This window comes from Luteibaculum oceani (assembly GCF_007995015.1).
Classification (GTDB): Bacteria; Bacteroidota; Bacteroidia; order Flavobacteriales_D; family Luteibaculaceae; genus Luteibaculum; species Luteibaculum oceani.
Genome location: NZ_VORB01000009.1, coordinates 1 through 22469 on the forward strand (window position 1 = coordinate 1; position 22469 = coordinate 22469).

Sequence of the window (22469 nt, forward strand, 5' to 3'; positions counted from 1 at the left end):
TTTAATGCCAAAATCAAGGCCTTTAGAGCTCAATTTAGAGGGGTTAGAAAAATCGAATTCTTCCTTTTTAGATTAACCCAGATTTATGCTTAAAAATCTTCAAGTCCACAGATTTATGACTTGATCCTTAAAAATCTTCAAGTCCACAGATTTATGACTTGATCCAAAGAAACTTGGTTGCTGAGAAATCAAGAAATGTTATAAAACAAAAAAGCCACTACGCGGTGCGTAGTGGCTTTGTGATCCCGCTGAGGCTCGAACTCAGGACCCATACATTAAAAGTGTATTGCTCTACCAACTGAGCTACGGAATCGTTATTTTGTGTTGTGCTTCCCGTGAAAAGCGGTGCAAATATATGTAGCCTTAGCCTTTCCTGCAAACCTTTTTGGTAAAAAAAGTCAGACTTTTTTTTAATGGTTTGTTAATCAGAAATTTACAATGCAAAATAAAATATTGTAACTGATAGGTTAGCCCTTAAACCATTGGATGTCGCTCAAATGTTTCATTTTCATCAAAAATATAGCGGTAGGTCGCCATCTTCTGAATTTGTTTTGCTCCCAATTGCTCTATTATGTGAATCATTTTACCATTAAAATCTCCAAGCCAGGTAATTATTACGTCTTCGTACGGACTTTTTATCAGTACTTCCGAGCAATTCTTAAATAGGAGCCCTTCTACCCCTTTTCCTTGAAATCTTGGATCTACTCCAAAGGCAGTACCAAAGCAGGTCTTAATTCTCCCCAACTTAAGAAGCGTTATAAACCGCAGTTTTTCTAGAAGGCCAAATTTCCCATTAAACAATTTAAATAACTGGTTTACCTCTGGAAGGCCGATAAAAAATCCTATAGGTTCTCCTTTGTAATACGCGTAATGTAGCAGTCGTTCATCCAAAATGGGCTTAATGGTTTTCATTATGGATTTGGCTTGGGCACTGCTCATTCCCTTAAAGTTTTTTCCATCTCGTTTACCCCAGGCTGCATTGTATATGCTTCGGAAATCTTCGGTGTATTTATCTAGGTTCTTTTTGTCTATGCAGCAAACTGTAAAATTGGGGTCGGCTTTTAGGCGATTGGCGCGCTCCTCAAATTTATCTTGTAGTTTGTCATTTACCTTTCGATGATAAACAAGCTGGTTAAAAAAGACTTTAAAACCATATTCTTCAAAATACTCTTTGTAGTAGGGCGGGGTGAAATTTTGCTTGTAATAAGGGGCTTGTTCGTAATTTTCAACGGTAATTCCCCAAAATTCGTCGCGCTCTCCAAAATTTATAGAGCCATCCATAGCTTTCATTCCTTTGTTTTGCAACCATTCTTTGGCGCAATCAATAAGCTTGAAAGCGGCTTCTTTATTTTCTATGCACTCAAAAAAGCCCATTCCACCAACACCTGGAAACTGGCTACTATGTTTGCTATTTATAAAAGCAGCAACCCTTCCTATGGTTTTTCCTTTTGAGTCGGTAAGAATCCATCGGCATATTTCCCCATGACGAAAAGCCTTGTTTTTCTTTTTGTCAAATATTCTTTCTACATCCTTATCTAGGGGGCGGATGTATGTTTTATTATTCTTGTAGATCGAATCAACACAATTAAGAAAGGCCTTTATATCCGAAGGGGATTTTACTTCTTTTAGGGTCATAACTTTAATTTGGGCGGAAAGATACGAAAGCATGCAATTGGTAAAACCTTTGTTTTTATTGGGATTTATGGGGTGTGGAAAAAGCACTCTTGGGAAAAAGTTAGCCAACGCCTTAAATGTTCCTCATTTAGATTTAGATCACATGCTGGAGGAGCAATTTGGAATGTCCATAGCTGATTTTATAAATAGCAAAGGGGAGGAGGCGTTTAGATTACAAGAAAGTCGTTTGCTAAAAGAATGGATAGCTAAACCTTGCATCATGAGTTTAGGCGGCGGTGCGCCGTGCTTTCATGATAACATGTCTACCATCCGAAACAAGGGTGTTTCTATTTATTTGAATTATCCGGTAAAGACGCTAGCTCAACGGTTATCTACATCTGGGGATAGTCGCCCGTTAATAGCCGGATTAAAAGGGGAGGACTTGGAAATTAAAATCTCTGATTTATTGTCAAATAGGGAGCAGTATTACCTGCAGGCGGAATGGGTATATGAATTTTCAGAGACCAAAATGGATCCTAAAAAATGGATACTCCAAAAATTAAGTGAGGTAGACCGCTAATTCGCCATTTTCCTCTTCGAGTTGGATATGGTTTTGGAGAGTTGTGGAGAGGGTAAGTCCTACAAAATCTGCTCTAATTGGAAATTTAGGATGCATGCGATCTACCAAAATGGTGGTGCTCAATTTTTTCAAAGGTCGGTTAAGTAGAAATTGTGCGGCGTACATTAGGGTTCTTCCGCTTTCCAGAACATCGTCAATTAGGATAACCGTTTTATTGTCAAGGTTTTCAACAGGAGCATCCAGTTCAATTTTTCCATTTAATGGATCGGATTTGTCTAAGGACAATAAATTTAAATGAACCGGAATCGTAGTGATACTTTTTATTTCCTTGTAAATGAGTTCACCCAAAATGGCTCCACCCTGTTTTATTCCAACCAAGTAAATTTCTTTTTCGTCGTAATTGAACTCCACAATTTGGTGGGCAATTCGAGAAATCTTTTGCTTGATTTTTAAAGGAGAAAGTATGAGTGATTTATTCACGATTTCGGTTTTTGCAATATTATAAACAATTCTCGCTCTTGCCGAGGTTTTATTGCATGGCTATTGTTTTCCATGCATTTAATACGGAAAGCTGAAAACAACTGTTGGTATTCGTAAGTATTTCCTCCAAAGGGAGGTTTGTCGTTATTTAAAGGTGCATTAAACAAAACACCAATTAATTTTCCGCCAGGTCTCAAAAGCTTAAAACTATGCTCTGCATATTTGGGTCGAAGTGCTGGAGGCAGGGCACACATAAATGTTTGCTCCACTATAAAGTCGTACTGCTCCTGATGCTCGAAATAGTCCGACTGTAAGATCTGGCTTTTTGGGAAATCCGGATTCTTGCTAATAAAGTTTTTTAGGGGGAGTGGGCTGAAGTCGAGCACAAACACGTTTTTAAATCCATTATGGTAGAGTTCACTTGCTTCGTAAGCATTCCCTGCTCCGGGGATTAAAATACGTTTTGTCTGGTCTTCGATTTGCTCGAAGTACTTCACAATTGAGGGGGTAGGATACCCTACGTCCCATGGAATATCCCCTTCGTCGTATCTTTTTGTCCAGTAATCCTTATCAATATCCATATATAAGCTGACTATTATCAGGTGTCGAAATTAAACCTAGCCAAGGTTGGTCACGTACTTTTGTATACAGAAGTATTATGGCTGCAATAATAGAGGAAAAGAGAAAGCAACAATTAGTGTTTAGAAACCCGAATGAATTACGCGGGCTTTTAGACGAGGTTGATTTTATCGATGTAATGGAATTGGAACAGGCATGGTACAAAAATGTTCGTACATGGTCTGCTAAAGACATAATACATGGTAAGCTTTTAATTGCCGACTATCATTGGAAATTAAAACGCGAAGACCTCCATCTTTAGTCCCCAATGGAGTTTCTGTAAAATACAAAGAGGCGGTTTCAATATGAGACCGCCTCTTTTTTTTGGGGAAGATAGGAAGGGAAAGATATCTTACTTCACAATTATTATTCTGTGCATTGGTTCCAATGCCTTGTTTCTAAAGTCTATTCTAAGAATATAGGATCCAGCAGCAAGGTTGCTTGTAGTAAGTCTTTTCCCAGAACCTGCAGTAATCATTTTACCGCTTTGATCAAAGATTTGAAGTTGTTCTATTTCTTCGGAAGTTTCTACTTTAACAAGACCTCCCGATTGAACTGGGTTAGGAACTACCTCTAAGTTAATTGATTGATTTTCAGTAATTCCTGTAGTTTGCCCGTATTTAAAGCTATATCCACTGGAAAAGCTTAAACATCCAAACTCATCTATTACACGCACTGCATAATCACCATCTACTTCAGGAACAAAGAAATAGTCGTTTGCTAACGCGATAGGAAGACCATCTAAGTACCACTGAATGTTGTAGCCAGCAGGTACATCTATTATTAGGCTGTCACCTTTTAGTTCAACGGTTGGGATGATCATGGTGTCCATGATGTTTACCTCAATTTCAGCCGTACTGGCGGCACATCCAAACTGGTTGCGAACAACAGCTCCGTATTTACCAGATTTGTTAACTACTACTGTATCCGAGTGTAGGGTGTTATCGTGGTTCCAAGTAACCGAGTGGTCGTTATTTACCAAGTAAATAGTTGGTGTTTGGTAATAGCAGTAGAACTCTTTTGCATTCAGCAATTTAATCTGAGGTGCAATAGGAACAGGATTAATTCCAACGGCAACGGTATCCGTGTAATTAATACAACCTTTGTTATTGGTTAATCGAGCGAAGTACAATCCAGCAGTATTTACATTAAAAATCTTGCTGTTGTTTTGTGGGTTGTCTTGCCAGAAAGTGGTGTAATTGCCTGGTACAATTAAGTTAATTGAAGCGCCAGCACAGAAATTAAACTGGCCAGTAGAGCTCTCGATAAACTTCTTCTCCGGTAGGGAGTATACTTCTATATTAACCGTGTCGGAAGTGCTTTTACATCCACCTGGATTTATAGAGGTCGCCCAATATTTAAGGGGGCTATATGCGTTAACAGTTAGGTCCGTGTTTCTATTGCCGGTATTTCCATTCCAGTAGAAATCGTCGTTACCTGCATCGGCAGAAATCACTATAGAGTCTCCAAGACAGAAACCAAACTTATCCGCTGTAGTAATGACTGGTTTAACTGGGTCTGGGTAATCAATAAGTTGAAATTCTGCCGTATCTGAGTTACATCCATTACCATTAAAGTAATACACGGTATATTTTCCGTGGTTAGGGGTGCTAATGCTGTTGGCAGTATCTTTTGTATTCCATACATTTCCTCCGGGGCCTGTGTAGTTAGAGCTTAGCGTAGCCACAAATCCATCGCAAAGGAATTTGCCAATATTACTAGTAATTCTCGGGGCAGGAGGGATGGGGTAGCTTTTCACATCAAAGGCGGCAAGCGTATCTCCACAACCTTCTAAATCGGCGTAAACACGGTAGGTTTCAGGCCAACGGATATTGGTGAAGGTGATAGAGGTGCCTGTTTCTCCAGGAATATTGTTCCAAACCTTGCGGTGGGCGTCGTATTTCTGCCATTGCAGTTTACCAAGTGATCCAGTAACCGAAACGGTTAGGTCGCTGTATTTACATACTTGTTGTAGGCCTTGTAATGTTCCTGCTGCTGCTGGGGTTTTAGTAATAACATGTACATCATCTTCACCGTAGCAGCCGTTGTCGTCTACCACGCGAACTGTGTAATCTCCTGCAGCCGAGAAACTTGCTTCGTATACAAGGCTATCGGTATTACCACCTCCACCTTTTACAAATTGTCCGTCACCAAACCATTCGTAGCGTAGCACTCCGTTACCACCGTCTACATTCGCCTTTAATGTTGTAGCAAAATCTGGGCAGAGTATAGCGGTATCGTTTACGACATCTAATCCTTCTATAGTAGGAGTAGGATCGGGCTGGAAGCCAGTTCTAAACTTGTATACGGTACATGGTTCGTTTACCTCCCCATTTTGATTGTATGGGGTTACCGTCCAGTAATACAGGGTGTTATGGTCGAGTTCATCGGGAAAGTTGTACCCTAGGTTGGGGCCAACATCGAATTTGTCTAGGATGTTATCGGGTGGATTATTGGTACCAAATGAGAGGTAATAACCCGATGCAGGGTCGGCTGAAGTATCAGCTGCCCACCTAAACATCAGATCTTTTTGACAGAGGTTAAATGTGTCATTTTTGGGTAGTACCGAGGAGTCGGGAATACAGGCAAGGAAAGTAGCTTTTTCTCCGGCAGCCGAAACAAAAATTTCATAATCCTCTACCTCTCCATTGTTAAACTTATCTCCACAGGCTCTCGGAGTACTTTGGGCTACAGTGGTTCTGATTCGCAGTCTTTTGCGGCCATCTGTTGCACTTAATGGAGCGGTAATCATGAATCTATGCCAGCGTGTGTGGCTATCTACTTGGTAAGTTTTGAAATCCATATAGGACTCATCTGGGTCTTCGAAGTCGAAATCATTATTCCAGTCTATCCAGAGTCCACATGAAATGGGGAGTTCGTCGCTAAAACTATCCGCTCTTGTTACATAAACTTCGTATTCATTACCAGGTATCCAAGTGGGGGGGTATTTATATTTTTTGGTGTAATCTCCGTAGGATTGGGTGTTTCTACACTCGGGTAAGTCAGTTACATTGGTAATTCCAGATCCATTTTCGCCGTCAATCTTAACCGTGTCAATGTAATGCCACTCGTATTTTGTTGGAAGCGATCCTCCATCTAAATCTAATCTAGATCCTCTACAATCTTTTGGTCCAGATGCTTTACAATATTCTGTTGCAGGTGGAGCTTCGGAGTAAACCAAAAGACCATAGTCCTCTGTTTCTCCAGTGTAGGTTGTGTCGCAAGGTCCTACTATTGTATCTGGAGTACTGTCTAAAAATCTGTTGCTTCCTAATACCGGTTCGGGTAGTCTGTTTTGTTGGAAAACTCTAATTCTCATGCGAGTTTCACCGATATTGGCCGTTGTTGGAACGGCAATTTTTCCCTGAAAGAAAACGTGAAAAGTACTAAAAGCACCAACCTGGTCGCCCGGGATTATCGTCATTTCCGAATCTTCAAATTCCTTATCCATATCCCAATCGCACCACACCTGACACATGTACAGAGTAGAAGAGTATTGGTGACTATATGGTTCAGCGTATACAATTAGGTCGTACTCTCGGTTTTGCTCTACAACACCCTTTTTCACCTGGCTGAAGTCTTGGTAACCATTATTGATACACACATCTTTGTTGTATGCAGAAGGGTTGCTGAATTGAGTATCGAACTCTATGTCGACAATAGAAAGTTGTGAGTCTCCCCAGACATCCCGTTGATAGGTTTGTTGGCAGTGACTGTAGGGGATACAGTACGGATTGCTTTGAGCAAAAACTCCAAAAGTAATTAGGGAAAAGGTTAGGGCAACAAGTAATTTCAATCGCATAGGTCTAGCTCTAAACTAAATTTCGAGATTTATGTATAACTAATCTACGGATTGCGGACGAGGAGAAGTTGCTTTAGTTGGGCTTGTTTGGGAAATATTGAAATGAAATATTGGATTCTTTAATATGAAGTACTTTGGTTAGCCTGTAATTGAGATATAAAATTATGGTTATTACGATAGAAGAGGAATAATATTTGGTGAATTTAGAAGGTTGTGTAAATTGATTCAGAGCTTGGCTTGTGGTTATTGACTTAGATATTAAGCGTGTAGGCGTCTATTTTTAAGGGAATTTAAGGATTGATGGGATTGATAGCGTGTTAGGTGAAATGTAGAAAGGGTTTCAATCCAATTATTGAATTCCAAAGAGTAAAATTATATCCTGATGCGCGGATAGAATGACCGATTATTTCGATGTGTTACCGAATTTTATGGGAATTAGGAAATCATTGTTGGAAGGGTTTCTTTTAGCCTCCAATTCGGAGAAATCGATGGACTCAACAATGGTTTTTATTTTCTGATTTAGCTTTGAGTTAATTCCCTTAACTACTCGGCAGTTTTCTAGCTTATTGTTGGCAAGGGAAATGAATAGAACAGCTTCTTTACCCTTTATATCTGGGGTAGCTTTGAGTGATTTTAAAATTTTGCTTTGCACCAAATTGGAAACGCGGTTGAAATAAATCTCGCTATCATCCATAGGTTCTGATGAGCTAACGAAATGTACAATTTCAGGTCGGCTATTTTCCGAAGATTGCGAGAATGCAGCGCATTGCAGAATGAGAACAAAGGTAAGTGCCAGAGGGTATTTTGGAGTCGGGGTTGACATGGATAAGAGCTTTGTGTAAAATTCTTACACAAGCCCTTATCTTACAATGCCATAACTCAGTAAGTTGGTTGATTTATCTTTTGCGCAGTAGGGCAATGTTTTCTACGTGATGGGTATGCGGAAACATATCCACCGGCTGAATTTTTTCCACAATAAATTTTTCGCGCATTAGGTCTAGGTCTCTAGCTTGGGTGGCTGGGTTACAGCTCACATAAACCACTTTTTCTGGCGCAAGTCGATTTATCAAATCCACAACATCCTGATGCATTCCCGCTCTTGGTGGATCGGTGATAATAACATCTGGAGTTCCGTTTGTTTTTACGAACTCATCGGTAAATACGTCCTTCATATCTCCTGCAAAGAAGGAGCAGTTGGTGATTTTATTGTCTGCCGCATTAAGTTTTGCATCTTCAATTGCGGTTTCCACATATTCTATTCCAACCACTTTTTTGGCCAAATCTGAGACATAGCACGCTATAGTACCCGTTCCCGTGTACAAATCGTATACGGTCTCGTTTCCTTCTAAACTTGCAAGTTCCTTGGTTAATGCATAAAGCTTTTCAGCTTGTTCGCTGTTGGTTTGGAAAAAGCTTTTTGGACGTATTCTAAATTTTAACTCACCCAGCTTTTCTGAGATGTATTCAGATCCCGACCAATTTTCTATTTCAAGGTCATACAAGCTATCGTTGCGCTTGTTATTTATGGAGTAATTAAGCGAGGTTATTTGTGGGAAGTTGGTCTTAAGTCCTTCCATTATTATTTCTATATGCTCCTTTTGAGGCTCTTTAAAGGCTACCAAAACCATCCACTCACCTAAGCTAGAGTTTCTAATCATCACCGTGCGCAATACGCCCGTTTGATTTCTTAAGTTGAAAAAGGGAATGTTATTTTCTTTGGCTAGCTTATATACAGTAGATCTGATGTCGTTAGAAAGATTGTGTTGTAAATGACATTTATCTACATGGAAAACTCTATCGAATCTTCCAGGCATATGGTATCCTAGTGCATCGCGATCAATTTCTTCACCAGATTTTACTTGCTCGTCGGTTAACCACTTTGAGTCGGACGCAGTAAATTCTAGTTTATTTCTGTATTCGCTTGTTTTATCTGCACCAACAATAGGAAGAAATTCTTGGTATTCAATTTTACCAATGCGATCCATAGCGTCTCGCACTTGTTGTTCTTTGAATTCAAGCTGGTAGTCGTAGCTTACATGTTGCCATTTACACCCACCACATAATCCGTAATGATCACAAATGGGGTCTACGCGTTGCTCCGATTTTTCGTGTAACGCTACTATGGTTCCTTCCATAAAGCGTTTATGCGACTTCTTAACTTGAAGTGTCGCCAAATCCCCAGGCGCACCAAATGGAACAAAAACTACTTTCTCGTCGATATGAGCAATAGCCTTTCCTTCCGCTCCAGCTCTCTCAATCCTAACGTTTTCAACCGTTTTGATTTCCCTTCTTTTTCTTCCCATTCGGCAAAAGTAGGTTTTTTAGGAGTTAAAGGGATGATGGGATGAAGGATGAATTGATGAACGATGAATGGATGAATGGATGAAGAGATGAAGGGGAATGGTTAGTGGTTAGTGGTCAATGGTTAGTGGTCAATGGTTGGTGGTCAATAGTTAGGGGTGAAGGGTTTGTGGGTTTGTGGGTTGAGGGATGAAGGATGAATGGATGAATGGATGAAGGGGAATGGTTAGTGGTTAGTGGTTAGTGGTCAATGGTTGGTGGTCAATAGTTAGGGGTAAAGGGTTTGTGGGTTTGTGGGTTGAGGGATGAAGGATGAATGGATGAATGGATGAATGAAGGGTTGTTTTAGTGTTGTGTCTGTTCGATGAATTGGTCTACCTCTTCTTTAAACTTTTTCATCGATGGAGGATGAGTGTACATCATGTGGCCGGCTTCGTAGTACTTCATAATAACATTCTCTCGAAGGTTATCTGGTAAATTAAGGTGGTTAACTGAGTGTTCTACTCCGTAGAAAACGGTAGCAAGATCAAAATAGCCATTCAGGATTAGCACTTTTAAGTTTGGGTTCTGTTTTAAAGCGCTTGCTAAATCCGGCAGGGTGCTAACCGCTGTTTGTGCGTTCCAAGATATGTTCCCCTTGTGTTTCCAGTCCCACTTGAAGTCTTTTCTACCACCAGTTGACGTGGTGTAAGTTAGGTCGGGGCGTACACCTAAATCCTGATATAGGTAATTTTTAAATGCGGCAATATATGGTGGAGAAATGGCATCGCTTTGAGGATCGGTGAGTGCGTTTTGAGCAAGTGGGTCTTCGTTAATGCCGGTAAATCGGGAATCAAGCCTCCCAACGGTAAGTTGTTCTTCTTTCAGTAGCGCTTGGAAATATTCACGATTTGTTATTCTTAGGTCTGCTTTTAGCCAGGTGTTTTTGTCAATGCCACTGTATTTGGCAAGTTTTGCTGCCATGGCTTCTTTTTCGTCTGTGCTTAGTCGGTCGCCACGGAGCAGGGCTAGCGCATATTCGGTTTCGGTGAATTGCCTTACTTCGTTTAAGAAGTTTTCCAGATTTTCGGGTTCCCCTTTAATTTTCTTGTGGTACCAAGCGGTTGCAGCGTAGGTAGGAAAATGGATTAAATAGGCAAGGTCGTCTCCTGGTCCAAACAAAAGATGCTGTAATTCAAAAACTGCCGAAACCATTATCACGCCGTTCATAGCAATGCCTTTGTCTTGAAGGTATTTCACCAAACCAGCATTTCTAAAGGTGCCATAGCTTTCTCCCAATAAATACTTAGGGGCATTAAAATTACCCGTTCTAGCTAGAAACTGATCAATAAACAAACCAATGGATCTTATGTCCTGATCAACTCCCCAAAAATCTTCCCATTTGGCCTTTCCAGTGGGTTTGCTGAATCCAACTCCAATGGGATCTATCATTACCAAATCTGCTTTTTCCAAAATGGAATACTCGTTGTTTACTACTTTGTAGGGAGCGGGGAGGGTATATCCAGGATCGTTAATTTCTATCCTTTTTGGGCCTAATATTCCCATGTGTAGCCAGAATGATGCGGATAGGGGGCCGCCGTTAAAAGCAAAAACTATTGGGCGTTTTGGCTTATCCTTCTCGTATTTGCTGTCGATCTTAGATTGTTTTTGGTAATAGGTAAACCCAAATAGAGCAATGGGCTCGTCATTTTCGTCCCTTAACTGAACAGTACCCGTTTCTGTTTTCAAGGAAATTCGTTTTCCGTTGATGGTAAGAGTTTGTTGAGAATGGAAAATCTCTCCTTTTTCAACGGTTTTTTTTGTGGTATCTGAAATGGTGTATGAAAATCCAATGCTTGGAAGGAGGAGGGAAATAATGAGATAAATACTTTTCATGACAAGGTTTTTCGCTTCGGGAAAATAGAAAATTCCCAATGATCCCTCGGTTTTTCCATCATTGATTTAAAAGCATTAACCAAAATTTTTTGTTTTCATCTCGCCTTTCTATTAGTTTGTAGCCTTATCCAGAAAATTAAAAATACCAGATATGATTTCAACGGTTTCATCTAAAGAGGCTATTGCCTTAGAGAATAAATACGGCGCACATAATTACCATCCACTTCCTGTAGTTCTGAGCAAGGGAGAGGGTGTTTTTGTTTGGGATGTAGAAGGAAAGAAATATTACGATTTCCTTTCGGCATATTCCGCTGTAAATCAAGGACATTGCCATCCAAGAATAATTGATGCCTTAACAGAGCAGGCAAAGACTTTAACACTTACCTCTAGGGCTTTTTACAATGATGTGTTGGGTCAGTTTGAGGAAAAAGCTTCCAAATTGTTTGGTTTCGACAAGGTTCTGGCTATGAATTCGGGAGCTGAAGCGGTAGAAACCGCTATAAAGTTAACGCGTAAATGGGCATATGAGAAAAAGGGCTTAGACAAAAACCACGCAAAGATTATTGTTTGTGGAGATAACTTTCACGGAAGAACAACTACTATAGTTTCCTTTTCTACCGATCCTGTTGCGCAAACAAATTTTGGTCCTTTTACTCCTGGGTTTGAATTAATCCCCTACAATGATATTCCTGCTTTAGAGAAAGCTTTAGAGGATCCCAATGTTGCTGGATTCTTGGTTGAGCCCATCCAAGGCGAGGCAGGTGTAATGGTACCAGCTGAAGATTACTTGGAGAAAGCCCATGCGCTGTGTAAGGCGAAAAATGTATTGCTAATTGCCGATGAGGTGCAAACTGGAATTGCGAGAACAGGAAAGTTACTTGCTACTTGTGGAAATTGCTCTTGCGATAAGTCTTGCGGAAAACAGCCACAGGTAAAACCAGATGTTCTTGTCTTAGGAAAAGCAATTTCTGGTGGGGCCTACCCGGTTTCTGCGGTATTGGCAAACAACGAAATTATGGAAGTTATTAAGCCCGGCGAGCACGGTTCTACCTTTGGAGGGAATCCGCTAGGTATGAAAGTGGCCATGGCGGCATTGGATGTAATTCAGGATGAAGCTTTAGCAGAAAATGCAGCGGAGCTTGGTGAATTATTCCGTGCAAAAATGAACGAATACATAGCTAAAAGTAAGGCGGTAAATCTCGTGAGAGGAAAGGGGCTTTTAAATGCCATTGTTATTAATGATAGCGAGGATAGTTCTACGGCCTGGGATATTTGCTTAAAACTTAGGGATAACGGATTATTGGCAAAACCAACTCATGGAAACATCATTAGATTTGCACCACCATTGGTAATGAACAAGGAGCAGTTGTTAGATTGTGTAGAGATCATTACCAAAACCTTGAAGGAATTCGAGGATAAGGTTTAATTTTTATTGATGTCTGAAGTTTCTGAATCTGGTGCTTCTGCACCCAAAAAAGGCAGCCGAAAAAAACGGATAGCCAAGTTTGTCGTAAAACTGGCGGTTTCTTTGGCTGCTTTATATTTTGCCTATACCAAGATAGATTTTCAAGCTTTTAAGGAAAACCTCCGCGAGGCAAATTTGTGGTGGTTTGCATTGGCCGTTCTTTCATTTAATGGTTCCAAAATAATTGCAGCTCTTCGTTTGAGACAATTCTACGCTAACGTTGGGTTAGTGCTTGGGCATGTATACAACCTTAAGCTTTATTATTTAGGGATGTTTTACAACTTGTTTTTACCCGGCGCAATTGGAGGAGACGCCTATAAGGTATATATCCTAAGGGGTAGTGAAAAAATAAAAACTAAGAGTTTAATATGGGCCACTTTGGCCGATAGAATTTCTGGGCTTTGCCTACTGGTTGTATTGGGTGGTGGATTTTATTTTGCCAGTCATTTTCCAATTTGGGAGGAGCATCTTATAACTATAGGTGTAATTGCGGCTGTGTTATTTTGCTTGCCCGCTTTCTATTTTGGTTTTAGGTGGATACTTGATAAGCAGGTGGTACAAAAATTTTGGAAAACCACTAGTTATAGTTTTTGGGTGCAATTGGGGCAGGTAGCCAGCGCAATGTGTTTGCTTTATGCATTACACGTAGATGCAAATTATATGGATTACCTAACCCTGTTTATGCTTTCCTCGGTTGCCGCGGTTATACCTTTAACAATAGCCGGTGTTGGGATGCGGGAGCTGGTATTTTTATACGGAACATCTTACTTGCTAATATCCGAGGACAAAGCAGTAGCCTTCGCCTTGCTGTTTTTCTTTTCTATGGCTATTTCCAGTTTATTTGGAGTTATTTTCGCCTTTAAACCCATAGATCAAGATATTTCCTATCCATGAAACCTGGCCTAATAGAGCGATTAGAAAATCATTATAGAACCCATCCCAACACCTGGTATTTAGGAATAGCTATCCTAGCTTTTTTGGTTTATCATTTTCGACTTGGCTTTTTGCCCTTAAGAGCCGATGAACCAACTCGTACAGTGGTTGCGCTAGAAATGATGCTTTCGGGTAATTACTGGACCCCAACCATAAATGGCGAGTGGTATTACCGCAAACCTCCTTTCTACAATTGGATTTTAATTGGGCTGATGCAATTAACGGGCTCAAAGTCTGAGTTTCTGTTGCGTTTACCAAGTTCTGTTCCCTTGTTCTTATTCGCTTTCACCATTTTTCAACACAGCAAAAAATACATCTCGCATTTCGCTGCGTTTTTGGCAGCTTTGATGTTTGTGCTCTGTGGGCGCATGCTGATTTATGCCTCTTTTCTTGGACATATCGATATTTTTTATTCATGGATTACCTATTTGGGATTCATTGTGTTATTCGAAAAGGGTAAGCAAGGCAAGTGGCTTGAAGCTCTGATGTATAGCTACATTCTGCATGCTATTGGATTTTTGTGTAAAGGATTACCCAGTGTGTTGTTTACTGGATTAAGTGCCATTGCTATTATTTGCCTCTTTAGTAATTGGAAGAAGATTTTTTCCTGGCAGCACATCCTATCATTTTTGATTTTTGCAGGAATTATAAGTGCTTACTTTTCGGTTTATAATCAGTACAACGATTTAGATGGATGGGTTGCCCAATTGTGGGATCAAAGTGCACAACGCACCGTTATCGATGAGGATAAGCAGTGGTGGGAAGGATTAGTTAGCATCATAAAATTTCCTGTAGATCATTTAATGCACCTCGCACCCTTTTTGCTTTTCATCCCTGTGTTTTTTCTAAAGGGGTTTAGAACAAGAATTAAAGAGAGTTCATTCTTAAAGGCCTTTGGTTTGATTTTTTTGGTGAATATTCCGGTGTACTGGCTGTCTCCAGGGTATTACCCACGTTACTTGTTTATGTTATATCCCATTGTTTTTATTTTCTTGGGATATTACTATACCGTGCATAAGAATCATAAAGTTATCCGCGGATTAGAAATGTTTCTAGGGGGTATACTTATCCTTTTAACCCTGGCTCCATTTGCGGTTTTATTTGTTGATTTTAAGGTAGAGCAAGGATTTATTAAAGCTTTACTCTGTTTTCTGATCATTGGAGTAGGTACCTTCTTATACTGGAGGCATGGTGCTCGCCGCTGGTTATATCTATTTGTTTGTTTGATAGGAGTGAGGCTTGCTTTCAACTTTTTTGTAATGGAACACCGGTATCGGTTTGATAGAACGGTGGAATACAAGGAGGATGCGATTGCAGTTGCCAAGTTAACGGCGGGAAGCCCTTTGTATCTATTTCCAGCTACTCCCATAAACCATGAAAGCACTTTTTATGTCGAGGTGGAGCGCAATGAAATTCTAAGGTACCATGAGGGAGAATTAAATCCCGGTGATTATCTAATTGCCCGCTACGATGTTTCGCATGAATACGACGAAAATATTGCTCTTGAAGAAGTAGCCGAAATGCAAATTCGCTACGAAAAATTACGCCTTAAAGTATTTAAGGCGGTTAAAAGAGAGCAGTAAGCTTTAAGTTAATTCTTCGGCGTGTTAGGTAATTTGGTATGGCGAATTGACCACCACTTACATCTTTAATCCAAGTGTGGTTTACCACGTTTTGGGCATCTAATAGGTTTAATATTTCCACACTGAAATTCAGGCTTTTAAGATTTTTACGAAGCCCGGAATATTCTTTACCCGCTTTAATAAACTCTTTGCTAAAGCCAACATCAACTCGTTTGTAGGAGGTGGTTCTTAAAATGTCTTTGTAGCGATTAAAATCTGGAGGTCCAAAGGGAAGTCCCGTTCCAAATAGGAAGTTTAGTTGAACGGTTAAGTCCTCAAAGCCAGGCATTTGGTCTCTAAAAAACATCCCAAATCGCAGGCGTTGATCGGTTGGGCGAGGAATAAAACCAGGGAAATTTACAATGGTGTCTACTGGGGTTTTATTAAATGAAAAAGAGGGTATGGTATCGCCATCGGAGTTTAGATAGATTTCCTCTCTGTCGTTAAATAAATCTTCCTCGGTGCTCAAAACTCCAAGGCTTAACCAAGATTCCAGTCCTTCGATAAACTCCCCGTTTAATTTAACATCAAAACCCGTGGCATAACCTTTTGCACTGTTTTCGCCGTAGTAACGAATCCGAACGTTCTCTAACTCGTATGGAATAAGATTATCGTAGTCTTTATAATAAAATTCGGAGAGTAACTTAAATGGGCGGTCCCAGATTATTAGGCCATATTCTAGGCTTAATACATAATGTGTTGATTTTTGCGCCCTAATATCTGGAGAAATAACACCATTTAAGCTTCTTAAATCTCTATAGAATGGGGGTTGGTAATACTGTCCGTACGAAAGGCGAACTACCATTTCTCTGTTAACCGAAAGGCTATCATTAATTTGGTTAATGATTTTGGGATAAAAAGCGATGGAAGCCCGGGGACCCGCCACAAATTGATTGTTATACTGATAGTAATGTCCTCTAAACCCTGCGTTTATGGCCAACTCCGCATCTTTGGGTAAATCAATTTTCCACTCGTCCTCAGCAAAAAACTGAATACGCGAAGTGTTTAGTTTGTTTCGGGCACGTAAATTTTCAAAAACCAGAAGTTGGTTTGGATCCCTTGGGATGGAATAATCGGCAGAATCTACGTATTGGTATTCCTTTACCTTCTCTGTAAAGTTTTCAATAGAATACGACGCTCCCGTTCTAATAAAGTGTCTTCCAAGGCTATAGCTGTGTCTAGCTTGAATGCTGCTTACATTTCCGTCAATGCGGTTTCTAGCGTTGTTTAAGAAGCCTCCGATTCCAAGGTTTCGAACCACGTCGCCGAATTCATCGGATCCAAAATCTCTATTGGTTTCGTCAAGGCGGTACTGCCCAACGATATCGAAGTTCTCGGTTTGTACTGTTCCGAAATTACTAAGGGTTACATTTAGCTTACTTCGGTTAGAAAATTGGTGGTTGATTTCCAGTGCGGTCGTGGTGGCAGATTGCCGAGACTCTTCCTGTCCGTCAAAGAAAACAGTGAATTTAAGTGCTTGAGCAAATCCTCCAAAATCTGTTTCGCGGGTTTGAGGAACAAATCGAAAGCGGTTATTGCTGTGCACTGCCAATAATCCTATCTCGGTTTTATCTGAAAGTTGATGCGTCCCGTAGAATTGAGCATCCCAGAATTGAGGTTGATACTCTCCTCGGGTTTCTAGACTTCCGAGAAGCAGGCCGTTTGCTCTGTATCGGATACCACCTATGTAGGTCCATTTTCCATCCAAGCTTGCTGAGCCGGCTGCAAAATTTCCTCCCATAAGTCCCAACTCGGCCTCACCTTCAAACTTTTTAGGCTTTTTGTAGGTGATGTCTAAAACAGACGACATTTTATCCCCATAACGGGCAGCAAATCCACCGGCTGAGAAGTTTATGTTCTCTACCATGGCAGAATTTATAAAGCTCAACCCTTCTTGCTGTCCAGCTCTAACCAAAAATGGGCGGTAAACTCTAATTCCGTTTACGTAAACCAAATTTTCGTCGTAGCTACCGCCCCTTACCGAGTAGGAGGCTGATAATTCGTTATTTATAGCAACCCCAGCTTGGGCGCCTAAGACTTGCTGAATAAAGTCTCCAGAGGCGGAGGGGATTTCTGAAATGTCTTTTGCGGATAATTTTTGAAGATTATCTGTTCTGGCCTTTTCTTCAATAAGTACTTCTGAAAGTTGTAGGTAATCCAGTTCGAACTTTAGTTTTACCTCGTTTCCTTTCGGTTGAATGACTCTGTAAAATGGCTGAAACCCCGTGTGTCTTACTTGAATTTTTACCTTCTGGTAATTGCCGTTAAAACTAAAAGTACCATCCTCCGTTGAAACGGCCACCACACTGTCGTTGGCTATAATGATAGCGTTTGGAACGGGGCTTCCAGTTTCTTCGGTAATCCATCCGGAGAATGTTGTTTGAGCGAAGGTGCTCGTAAAGGCAAAGGCTAGAAATAAGCAGAGAAAACTACGGATCAAAATTCCTTTAATTTTTTTCGCGTTTAAATTTTCCTTCTTGCCAAGCCTTAAAGAATTGAGCCCAGGCAAAGGGGTTTAACAATTGAATAGGGGGTGCCTGACCAGCGTAATACAGTCGATTTTGGATCTGCTGCATTTGATATTTGTAATTCGCTGTACCATCCATAGGCATTTCGAGCATGCGTTTGTAAAGCACCCTAGGATCTAAGTTTTTTTGAGCTCGAGCAATTTCGTCGTCGGCCACATTAAGGGCAAGAAAAGCCTCCTTAAACTCATCTGGAGTAGGCCAAGGGTAAATAACGGTTTCGGTCAGGTAAACCGTATCGCTATTCATTACCTGAACAATGGAGTATTTGTTATCGGTAAGCGTGTCAGGAATTTGGTAATACGCTCGTTTGTATCCAACCGAGGAGAATAAAATACTGTCGCCTAATTCGGCTGCAAAAGAGAAGTAACCGTAATAATCTGTCGAGGTACCAATTCCCTTGTTAACGATTAAGATGTTAGTGTAGGGAAGTGCTCTTAGAGAATCGGCGGTAACGACTACCCCTGAAAATTGAATAACATTCTCTGGATTTTTCTCAGATACCTGCGCCCCGACAAAAGTGGTGAAAAGGCAAAAAGCAAAAGCTAAAATAAATCGATACAACATGGGGCCTTAAAGATACATTTAATAGCTGGTAAACGTTCCCGAATAGCTTTCAAGATTGCCAACTTTATCTAAAATTTCTACACGTAAAACGTGTTTTCCGGGTTTTATTCTTTCCGTATCAAAAATGTGGGTTAAGGCCCCCGTTCTGTAGTCGTAACTTGCCAGTACCCATTGGTCGTCTATATACATGTTGTATTCCTGAATACCACTGCCGCTATCCTTAATCCTAAAGCGCAGGCTATTTCCATTTCTAACTTCCTTTCCAGGATAAAAGGAAAGTGGTTTTATATATGGATTAAGGGTGTCAACAAGTAAGGTGTAGGTTCCAAATTCTCTGTTTTTGGCCTCGAACCAAGCGCCGTGTACCTCTCCAGGATTATCTGGATAAGCTCTTCCATTTGCAGCTACTTTACCCAGGTGGATCTTATTAGCCTTGGGCATAAGCGTTTCTGGAATTTTTAGTCGTAAGGTGTAAGATTTTTGTGCGCCATAGGTTTCATCACCAACCGTTAAAACAGGGAGGCCGTTGTTATCGGTGCTGCTTTTAAAATCCATGTATTCAGATAAGTATAAGCAGCTGCTTGGGATGGCTACGCTTGCAATGTCTGACTTCCATTCAAAAGGTTTTTTACAATCTACCCATTGTTGGTTGGGGTTAGCTTCTATAATTCGGGTGCTAGGTTGTGCGGTGCATTGAACTGTAAATTCGAGGGTGGAGGCATTTCCAGCCACGTCTTCAACTGTTATTTTTATTGGTATTTCTCCTTCGCCAATGCATTGCAGGGCCCCGTTTCGCTTTCGGATATTGTATATATCTAGCGGGTTATTTTCTACGGTATATAAACGGTGATAATGTTTTCGGTATTTTTTGTAGTTGCGATAATCGATATGGGCATTCATGTAGCGGTTGGTGCTAAAGTCTAGCTCATCGATTTCGAATTGATACAAAATGTCGTTTCCAGCACTAAGGGTTACCTTGTACACGCCGCACTTATTGTTGGCTGCATCTAGGCGATCTATAGTATGCAATGCAAAACCAATATTCCCATGTGCCGAAATGGTTTCTCCGGGTTTTAAACTGTAATTGCCATAACTACCACCCATTGAGAAATTTGCATAATGGGTATTGTTGACATGACTTTTATCGTCGAGTGCGTACACCGAGAGGCCATAAATAGACGGAGCTTTGTTATCGGCAATTTTAAAAGGGTATTTCAAGGGGTTAATGGGGCGCTCGGTTTTGGTATCTCTAATTTCAAAGTGAAGGTGCGGCCCGCCAGAGGAACCGCTATTTCCGCTTTTCCCAATTTCATCTCCCTTTTTAAACACAAATTTTCCCGCGGGAGGAAAGGTATTGATGTCGTATGATTTTTGGGCGTATTGTTGATCTTCTATCCAAGCTTCGATTTCGGGAGAAAAAGAATTGAGGTGGGCGTATACACTAGTTTGTCCGTTGGGGTGATTTATGTATAAAGCTTTGCCGTATCCGTATGGTGATACCTTTACCCTTGCAACGGTTCCGTCGGTGATGCAAAAAACGGGTAAACCAATTCTACCTTGTGTTTTTATATCCAAACCAGAGTGAAAATGGTTGGATCTTATTTCTCCAAAATTTCCAGAAAGTACCAGGGGGATATTAAGAGGGGGGTGAAAATCTTGTGCGAGGGCACGAAATTGACAAAAAAGAAAAATAAAAAGGTAAATAGCTGGTTTATAAGGCATACGGAGATTAGAAATTTGCGCGAAAATAAAAGAATAGTTCGGCTCCATAAATAAACTAAACAATAGTTGTGAAAGTCTATTGTTTTACCCGTTTACAAAATTACATTTGCGTTATATATTTGCAGGATGAGTGAATTGTCTGATCTAGTTTTTAGGTTAAGCAAAAAGTTAGAGCGCGTATTGCAGCACGCTGAATCTTTAAAGGAGGAATTGTCCGAAAAGGACAGAGAGATTAATTCCTTAAAAGCTTTGCTAAAAGAAAAGGAGCAGGAATTTACCCGTGTAAATGAAAAGTTGGTTCTTTTGGAAACTGCCGGCGCCATTGGTGGCGAAGCCGAGGAGGGGAAAAGAGAGGCCAGGCTTAAGATTAACGAATTAGTTAGGGAAATAGATAAATGCATAGCCTTGCTTAACAAGTAGGTTTCGACATGAGTGATTTATCGATAAAAATAACAGTAGGAGGTAGGGTATATCCTTTAACGGTAAGCGTTGAGGAGGAAGAATTTATCCGTAAGGCCGCCGATTTAATCGAGGATCACGTAAAGAAATTTCAGGAAAACTACGCTGTAAAAGATAAGCAGGATCTATTGGCTATGACGGCATTACAAATTGCTACGCAAAACTTATTGCTAAGTGATAAAAAAGAAGTAGATGCCGCTAAAAACGAGTTGGAGCAAATAGAAGCTAAACTCGATTTTTACTTAGAAAACACCTCTATTTAGTCCTTCTCTTTTCGTTAGTTTCTTAGGCCATGTTTAATATTTTTAAGTGTTACAAACATGGATTTAACGAGTATTTTAATTGGCGGGATAGGTGGTTTAGTCGTAGGGGCTGGGCTTACCATCTTGCTTTCCAACCTCTTGTTGGGCAATAGAAAAAAAGCAATAATTGCCGAGGCAGAGAAAGAGGCAGAGGTAATTAAGAAGGATAAAATTATCCAGGCAAAAGAAAAATTTTCCTCTCTTAAAGAAGAGCACGAAAAGCTGATTAATGAGCGCAATAAAAAGCAGCAGCAGATCGAGGATAAGCTTAATAAAAGAGAAGAAAATATAAAGCAACGTCACGAGGAAATTAAGCGCCAAGAGAAGAGTTTAAAAGACAAAACTCAAGAGGTAGAAAACCAGCTTACTGGGCTTAAGAAAAGAATGTCTGAGGTGGATAAAGCCCATCAGAAAAACATTCAAATGCTCGAAAGCGTATCAGGATTATCCAAAGACGAGGCTATTAAACAGCTGGTTGAGTCGCTTAAAGACGAAGCCAAAACAGAGGCGATGTCTTTTATCCAGGATTCTATGGAAGAGGCCAAGCTTACCGCCTCTAAAGAAGCCAAGAAAATTGTACTTCAAACCATCCAACGTGTCGCAACGGAGCATGCCGTAGAAAATTCGGTTTCGGTATTCAATATCGATAGCGACGAGATTAAAGGACGTGTTATTGGTAGAGAAGGAAGAAATATTAGAGCACTAGAAGCAGCAACTGGAGTGGAAATTATCGTAGATGATACTCCCGAAGCAATTATCCTTTCTTGTTTCGATCCGGTACGAAGAGAAATAGCAAGATTATCTTTACACCAGTTGGTTTCTGATGGTAGAATTCACCCCGCAAGAATTGAAGAGGTGGTTCGCAAAACCCAAAAGAACATAGAGGAAGAAATTATTGAAACAGGTAAGCGTACCTGTATAGATCTTGGAATTCATGGTTTACACCCAGAATTAACAAGAATGGTGGGAAGAATGAAGTATCGTTCTTCATACGGACAAAACTTACTTCAGCACTCTAGAGAAGTTGCTAACCTATGTGCTATTATGGCTAGCGAAATGGGACTTAATCCTAAAGTTGCTAAACGTGCCGGTCTGTTACACGATATAGGTAAAGTGCCAGATAACGAGCCAGAATTACCTCATGCTATTTTAGGTATGAAATGGGCAGAGAAGTACGGAGAGAAAGCCGAGGTATGCAACGCTATTGGAGCGCACCACGACGAAATTGAAATGACTTCTTTATTCTCGCCAATTATTCAGGTTTGTGATGCCATCTCAGGTGCAAGACCAGGTGCTCGTAGAGAAGTGGTTGAATCTTATATTAAGCGCTTAAAAGACCTCGAAGAGCTTGCATTAAGTTACGATGGCGTTCTTAAGGCGTACGCTATCCAAGCAGGTAGAGAGCTGAGAGTATTGGTAGAAAGCGAAAAGGTAAGCGATGCCCAAGCAGATACACTATCCTTTGATATTTCGCAGCGTATCCAAAACGAAATGACCTATCCGGGTCAGGTAAAAGTTACCCTGATTCGAGAGAAACGGGCGATTAATTACGCTAAATAAAAAACTGAAAAGCCATCCTAACGATGGCTTTTTTACTTTTAAGC

Annotated in this window: 17 protein-coding genes, 1 tRNA gene and 1 pseudogene; 8 read left to right on the plus strand and 11 right to left on the minus strand. The window is 40.5% G+C overall.

The genetic code is table 11. The annotated features are described in order from the left end of the window. Positions 1-240: 240 nt before the first annotated feature. Together FRX97_RS09795 and FRX97_RS09800 are read right to left on the minus strand one after the other, a co-directional pair. Positions 241-313: transfer RNA gene (locus tag FRX97_RS09795), tRNA-Lys, on the minus strand. A gap of 161 nt (positions 314-474) precedes the next feature. Further along, positions 475-1635, minus strand: a complete 1161-nt coding sequence (locus tag FRX97_RS09800) for a hypothetical protein (RefSeq protein WP_147015037.1) — start codon at positions 1633-1635, stop codon at positions 475-477. A 31-nt stretch (positions 1636-1666) separates the two neighbouring features. Between FRX97_RS09800 and FRX97_RS09805 the strand changes: the two genes are divergently transcribed. Beyond that, entirely contained in the window at positions 1667-2194 is a 528-nt protein-coding gene (locus tag FRX97_RS09805) for a shikimate kinase (protein WP_147015038.1), read from the plus strand. Here FRX97_RS09805 and FRX97_RS09810 read toward each other — a convergent pair. Both FRX97_RS09810 and FRX97_RS09815 read right to left on the minus strand, forming a co-directional pair. Continuing rightward, positions 2174-2674 (minus strand): phosphoribosyltransferase family protein, encoded by a 501-nt coding sequence (locus FRX97_RS09810; RefSeq protein ID WP_170227099.1) that lies wholly within the window; start codon positions 2672-2674, stop codon positions 2174-2176. The genes FRX97_RS09805 and FRX97_RS09810 overlap by 21 nt on opposite strands. Then, positions 2671-3255: a methyltransferase domain-containing protein gene (locus tag FRX97_RS09815; RefSeq protein WP_147015040.1), complete on the minus strand. Its 585-nt coding sequence runs from the start codon at positions 3253-3255 to the stop codon at positions 2671-2673. The genes FRX97_RS09810 and FRX97_RS09815 overlap by 4 nt, the downstream gene beginning before the upstream one ends. A 77-nt stretch (positions 3256-3332) precedes the next feature. On the opposite strand from FRX97_RS09815, the gene FRX97_RS09820 reads away from it, so the two are divergent. Next, complete coding sequence (locus FRX97_RS09820; RefSeq protein WP_147015041.1) at positions 3333-3554, plus strand: hypothetical protein; 222 nt, start codon at positions 3333-3335, stop codon at positions 3552-3554. 90 nt (positions 3555-3644) lie between these two features. Here the strand turns inward: FRX97_RS09820 and FRX97_RS09825 are convergent, their stop codons facing one another. The 4 genes from FRX97_RS09825 to FRX97_RS09840 all read right to left on the minus strand — a co-directional run bounded on the left by FRX97_RS09825 (position 3645) and on the right by FRX97_RS09840 (position 11270). Continuing rightward, a complete protein-coding gene (locus FRX97_RS09825; protein ID WP_147015042.1) occupies positions 3645-7094 on the minus strand; it encodes a T9SS type A sorting domain-containing protein in 3450 nt (1149 codons plus the stop codon). 403 nt (positions 7095-7497) lie between these two features. Then, positions 7498-7917: a hypothetical protein gene (locus FRX97_RS09830; RefSeq protein WP_147015043.1), complete on the minus strand. Its 420-nt coding sequence runs from the start codon at positions 7915-7917 to the stop codon at positions 7498-7500. 73 nt (positions 7918-7990) lie between these two features. After that, a complete protein-coding gene (rlmD, locus tag FRX97_RS09835; protein WP_147015044.1) occupies positions 7991-9397 on the minus strand; it encodes a 23S rRNA (uracil(1939)-C(5))-methyltransferase RlmD in 1407 nt (468 codons plus the stop codon). A gap of 343 nt (positions 9398-9740) precedes the next feature. Further along, positions 9741-11270 (minus strand): S10 family peptidase, encoded by a 1530-nt coding sequence (locus FRX97_RS09840; RefSeq protein WP_147015045.1) that lies wholly within the window; start codon positions 11268-11270, stop codon positions 9741-9743. Positions 11271-11421: 151 nt separating this feature from the next. Here FRX97_RS09840 and rocD point away from each other — a divergent pair, with 151 nt between their 5' ends. The 3 genes from rocD to FRX97_RS09855 are packed head-to-tail and all read left to right on the plus strand — an operon-like array spanning position 11422 to position 15251. Next, positions 11422-12696, plus strand: coding sequence for an ornithine--oxo-acid transaminase (gene rocD, locus FRX97_RS09845; RefSeq protein WP_147015046.1), 1275 nt, complete (start codon positions 11422-11424; stop codon positions 12694-12696). A 9-nt stretch (positions 12697-12705) separates the two neighbouring features. Continuing rightward, complete coding sequence (locus tag FRX97_RS09850) at positions 12706-13629, plus strand: lysylphosphatidylglycerol synthase transmembrane domain-containing protein (protein WP_147015047.1); 924 nt, start codon at positions 12706-12708, stop codon at positions 13627-13629. Beyond that, positions 13626-15251, plus strand: coding sequence for an ArnT family glycosyltransferase (locus tag FRX97_RS09855; protein ID WP_147015048.1), 1626 nt, complete (start codon positions 13626-13628; stop codon positions 15249-15251). The genes FRX97_RS09850 and FRX97_RS09855 overlap by 4 nt, the downstream gene beginning before the upstream one ends. On the opposite strand, the gene FRX97_RS09860 is transcribed toward FRX97_RS09855, so the two are convergent. Genes FRX97_RS09860 through FRX97_RS09870 form a run of 3 tightly spaced genes read right to left on the minus strand, consistent with a single transcriptional unit; the run spans position 15235 to position 20104 of the window. Then, complete coding sequence (locus tag FRX97_RS09860) at positions 15235-17730, minus strand: TonB-dependent receptor (protein ID WP_170227100.1); 2496 nt, start codon at positions 17728-17730, stop codon at positions 15235-15237. The two genes, FRX97_RS09855 and FRX97_RS09860, sit on opposite strands and share 17 nt — an antisense overlap. Positions 17731-17737: 7 nt before the next feature. Continuing rightward, positions 17738-18382 (minus strand): carboxypeptidase-like regulatory domain-containing protein, encoded by a 645-nt coding sequence (locus FRX97_RS09865; RefSeq protein WP_147015050.1) that lies wholly within the window; start codon positions 18380-18382, stop codon positions 17738-17740. Between the two features lie 18 nt (positions 18383-18400). Next, positions 18401-20104, minus strand: a complete 1704-nt coding sequence (locus tag FRX97_RS09870; protein ID WP_170227101.1) for a M23 family metallopeptidase — start codon at positions 20102-20104, stop codon at positions 18401-18403. A gap of 126 nt (positions 20105-20230) precedes the next feature. Here FRX97_RS09870 and FRX97_RS09875 point away from each other — a divergent pair, with 126 nt between their 5' ends. The 3 genes and pseudogenes from FRX97_RS09875 to rny all read left to right on the plus strand — a co-directional run. Beyond that, positions 20231-20524 carry a hypothetical protein gene (locus FRX97_RS09875; protein WP_147015052.1) on the plus strand — a complete coding sequence of 98 codons (294 nt, stop codon included), beginning with the start codon at positions 20231-20233 and terminating at the stop codon, positions 20522-20524. Between the two features lie 8 nt (positions 20525-20532). Then, positions 20533-20826 (plus strand): cell division protein ZapA, encoded by a 294-nt coding sequence (locus FRX97_RS09880; RefSeq protein WP_147015053.1) that lies wholly within the window; start codon positions 20533-20535, stop codon positions 20824-20826. A gap of 174 nt (positions 20827-21000) precedes the next feature. After that, positions 21001-22425 (plus strand): annotated as a pseudogene (rny, locus tag FRX97_RS09885) (ribonuclease Y); the annotation flags it as partial. Between the last annotated feature and the right edge of the window lie 44 nt (positions 22426-22469).

What these genes read in the sequence shown, in the direction of transcription:
- FRX97_RS09800 (WP_147015037.1), bottom strand. Translation starts at nt 1,635, where the DNA reads ATGACCCTAAAAGAAGTAAAATCCCCTTCGGATATAAAGGCCTTTCTT.
- FRX97_RS09805 (WP_147015038.1), top strand. Translation starts at nt 1,667, where the DNA reads ATGCAATTGGTAAAACCTTTGTTTTTATTGGGATTTATGGGGTGTGGA.
- FRX97_RS09815 (WP_147015040.1), bottom strand. Translation starts at nt 3,255, where the DNA reads ATGGATATTGATAAGGATTACTGGACAAAAAGATACGACGAAGGGGAT.
- FRX97_RS09820 (WP_147015041.1), top strand. Translation starts at nt 3,333, where the DNA reads ATGGCTGCAATAATAGAGGAAAAGAGAAAGCAACAATTAGTGTTTAGA.
- FRX97_RS09825 (WP_147015042.1), bottom strand. Translation starts at nt 7,094, where the DNA reads ATGCGATTGAAATTACTTGTTGCCCTAACCTTTTCCCTAATTACTTTT.
- FRX97_RS09830 (WP_147015043.1), bottom strand. Translation starts at nt 7,917, where the DNA reads ATGTCAACCCCGACTCCAAAATACCCTCTGGCACTTACCTTTGTTCTC.
- rlmD (WP_147015044.1), bottom strand. Translation starts at nt 9,397, where the DNA reads ATGGGAAGAAAAAGAAGGGAAATCAAAACGGTTGAAAACGTTAGGATT.
- FRX97_RS09840 (WP_147015045.1), bottom strand. Translation starts at nt 11,270, where the DNA reads ATGAAAAGTATTTATCTCATTATTTCCCTCCTCCTTCCAAGCATTGGA.
- rocD (WP_147015046.1), top strand. Translation starts at nt 11,422, where the DNA reads ATGATTTCAACGGTTTCATCTAAAGAGGCTATTGCCTTAGAGAATAAA.
- FRX97_RS09850 (WP_147015047.1), top strand. Translation starts at nt 12,706, where the DNA reads ATGTCTGAAGTTTCTGAATCTGGTGCTTCTGCACCCAAAAAAGGCAGC.
- FRX97_RS09855 (WP_147015048.1), top strand. Translation starts at nt 13,626, where the DNA reads ATGAAACCTGGCCTAATAGAGCGATTAGAAAATCATTATAGAACCCAT.
- FRX97_RS09865 (WP_147015050.1), bottom strand. Translation starts at nt 18,382, where the DNA reads ATGTTGTATCGATTTATTTTAGCTTTTGCTTTTTGCCTTTTCACCACT.
- FRX97_RS09870 (WP_170227101.1), bottom strand. Translation starts at nt 20,104, where the DNA reads ATGCCTTATAAACCAGCTATTTACCTTTTTATTTTTCTTTTTTGTCAA.
- FRX97_RS09875 (WP_147015052.1), top strand. Translation starts at nt 20,231, where the DNA reads ATGAGTGAATTGTCTGATCTAGTTTTTAGGTTAAGCAAAAAGTTAGAG.
- FRX97_RS09880 (WP_147015053.1), top strand. Translation starts at nt 20,533, where the DNA reads ATGAGTGATTTATCGATAAAAATAACAGTAGGAGGTAGGGTATATCCT.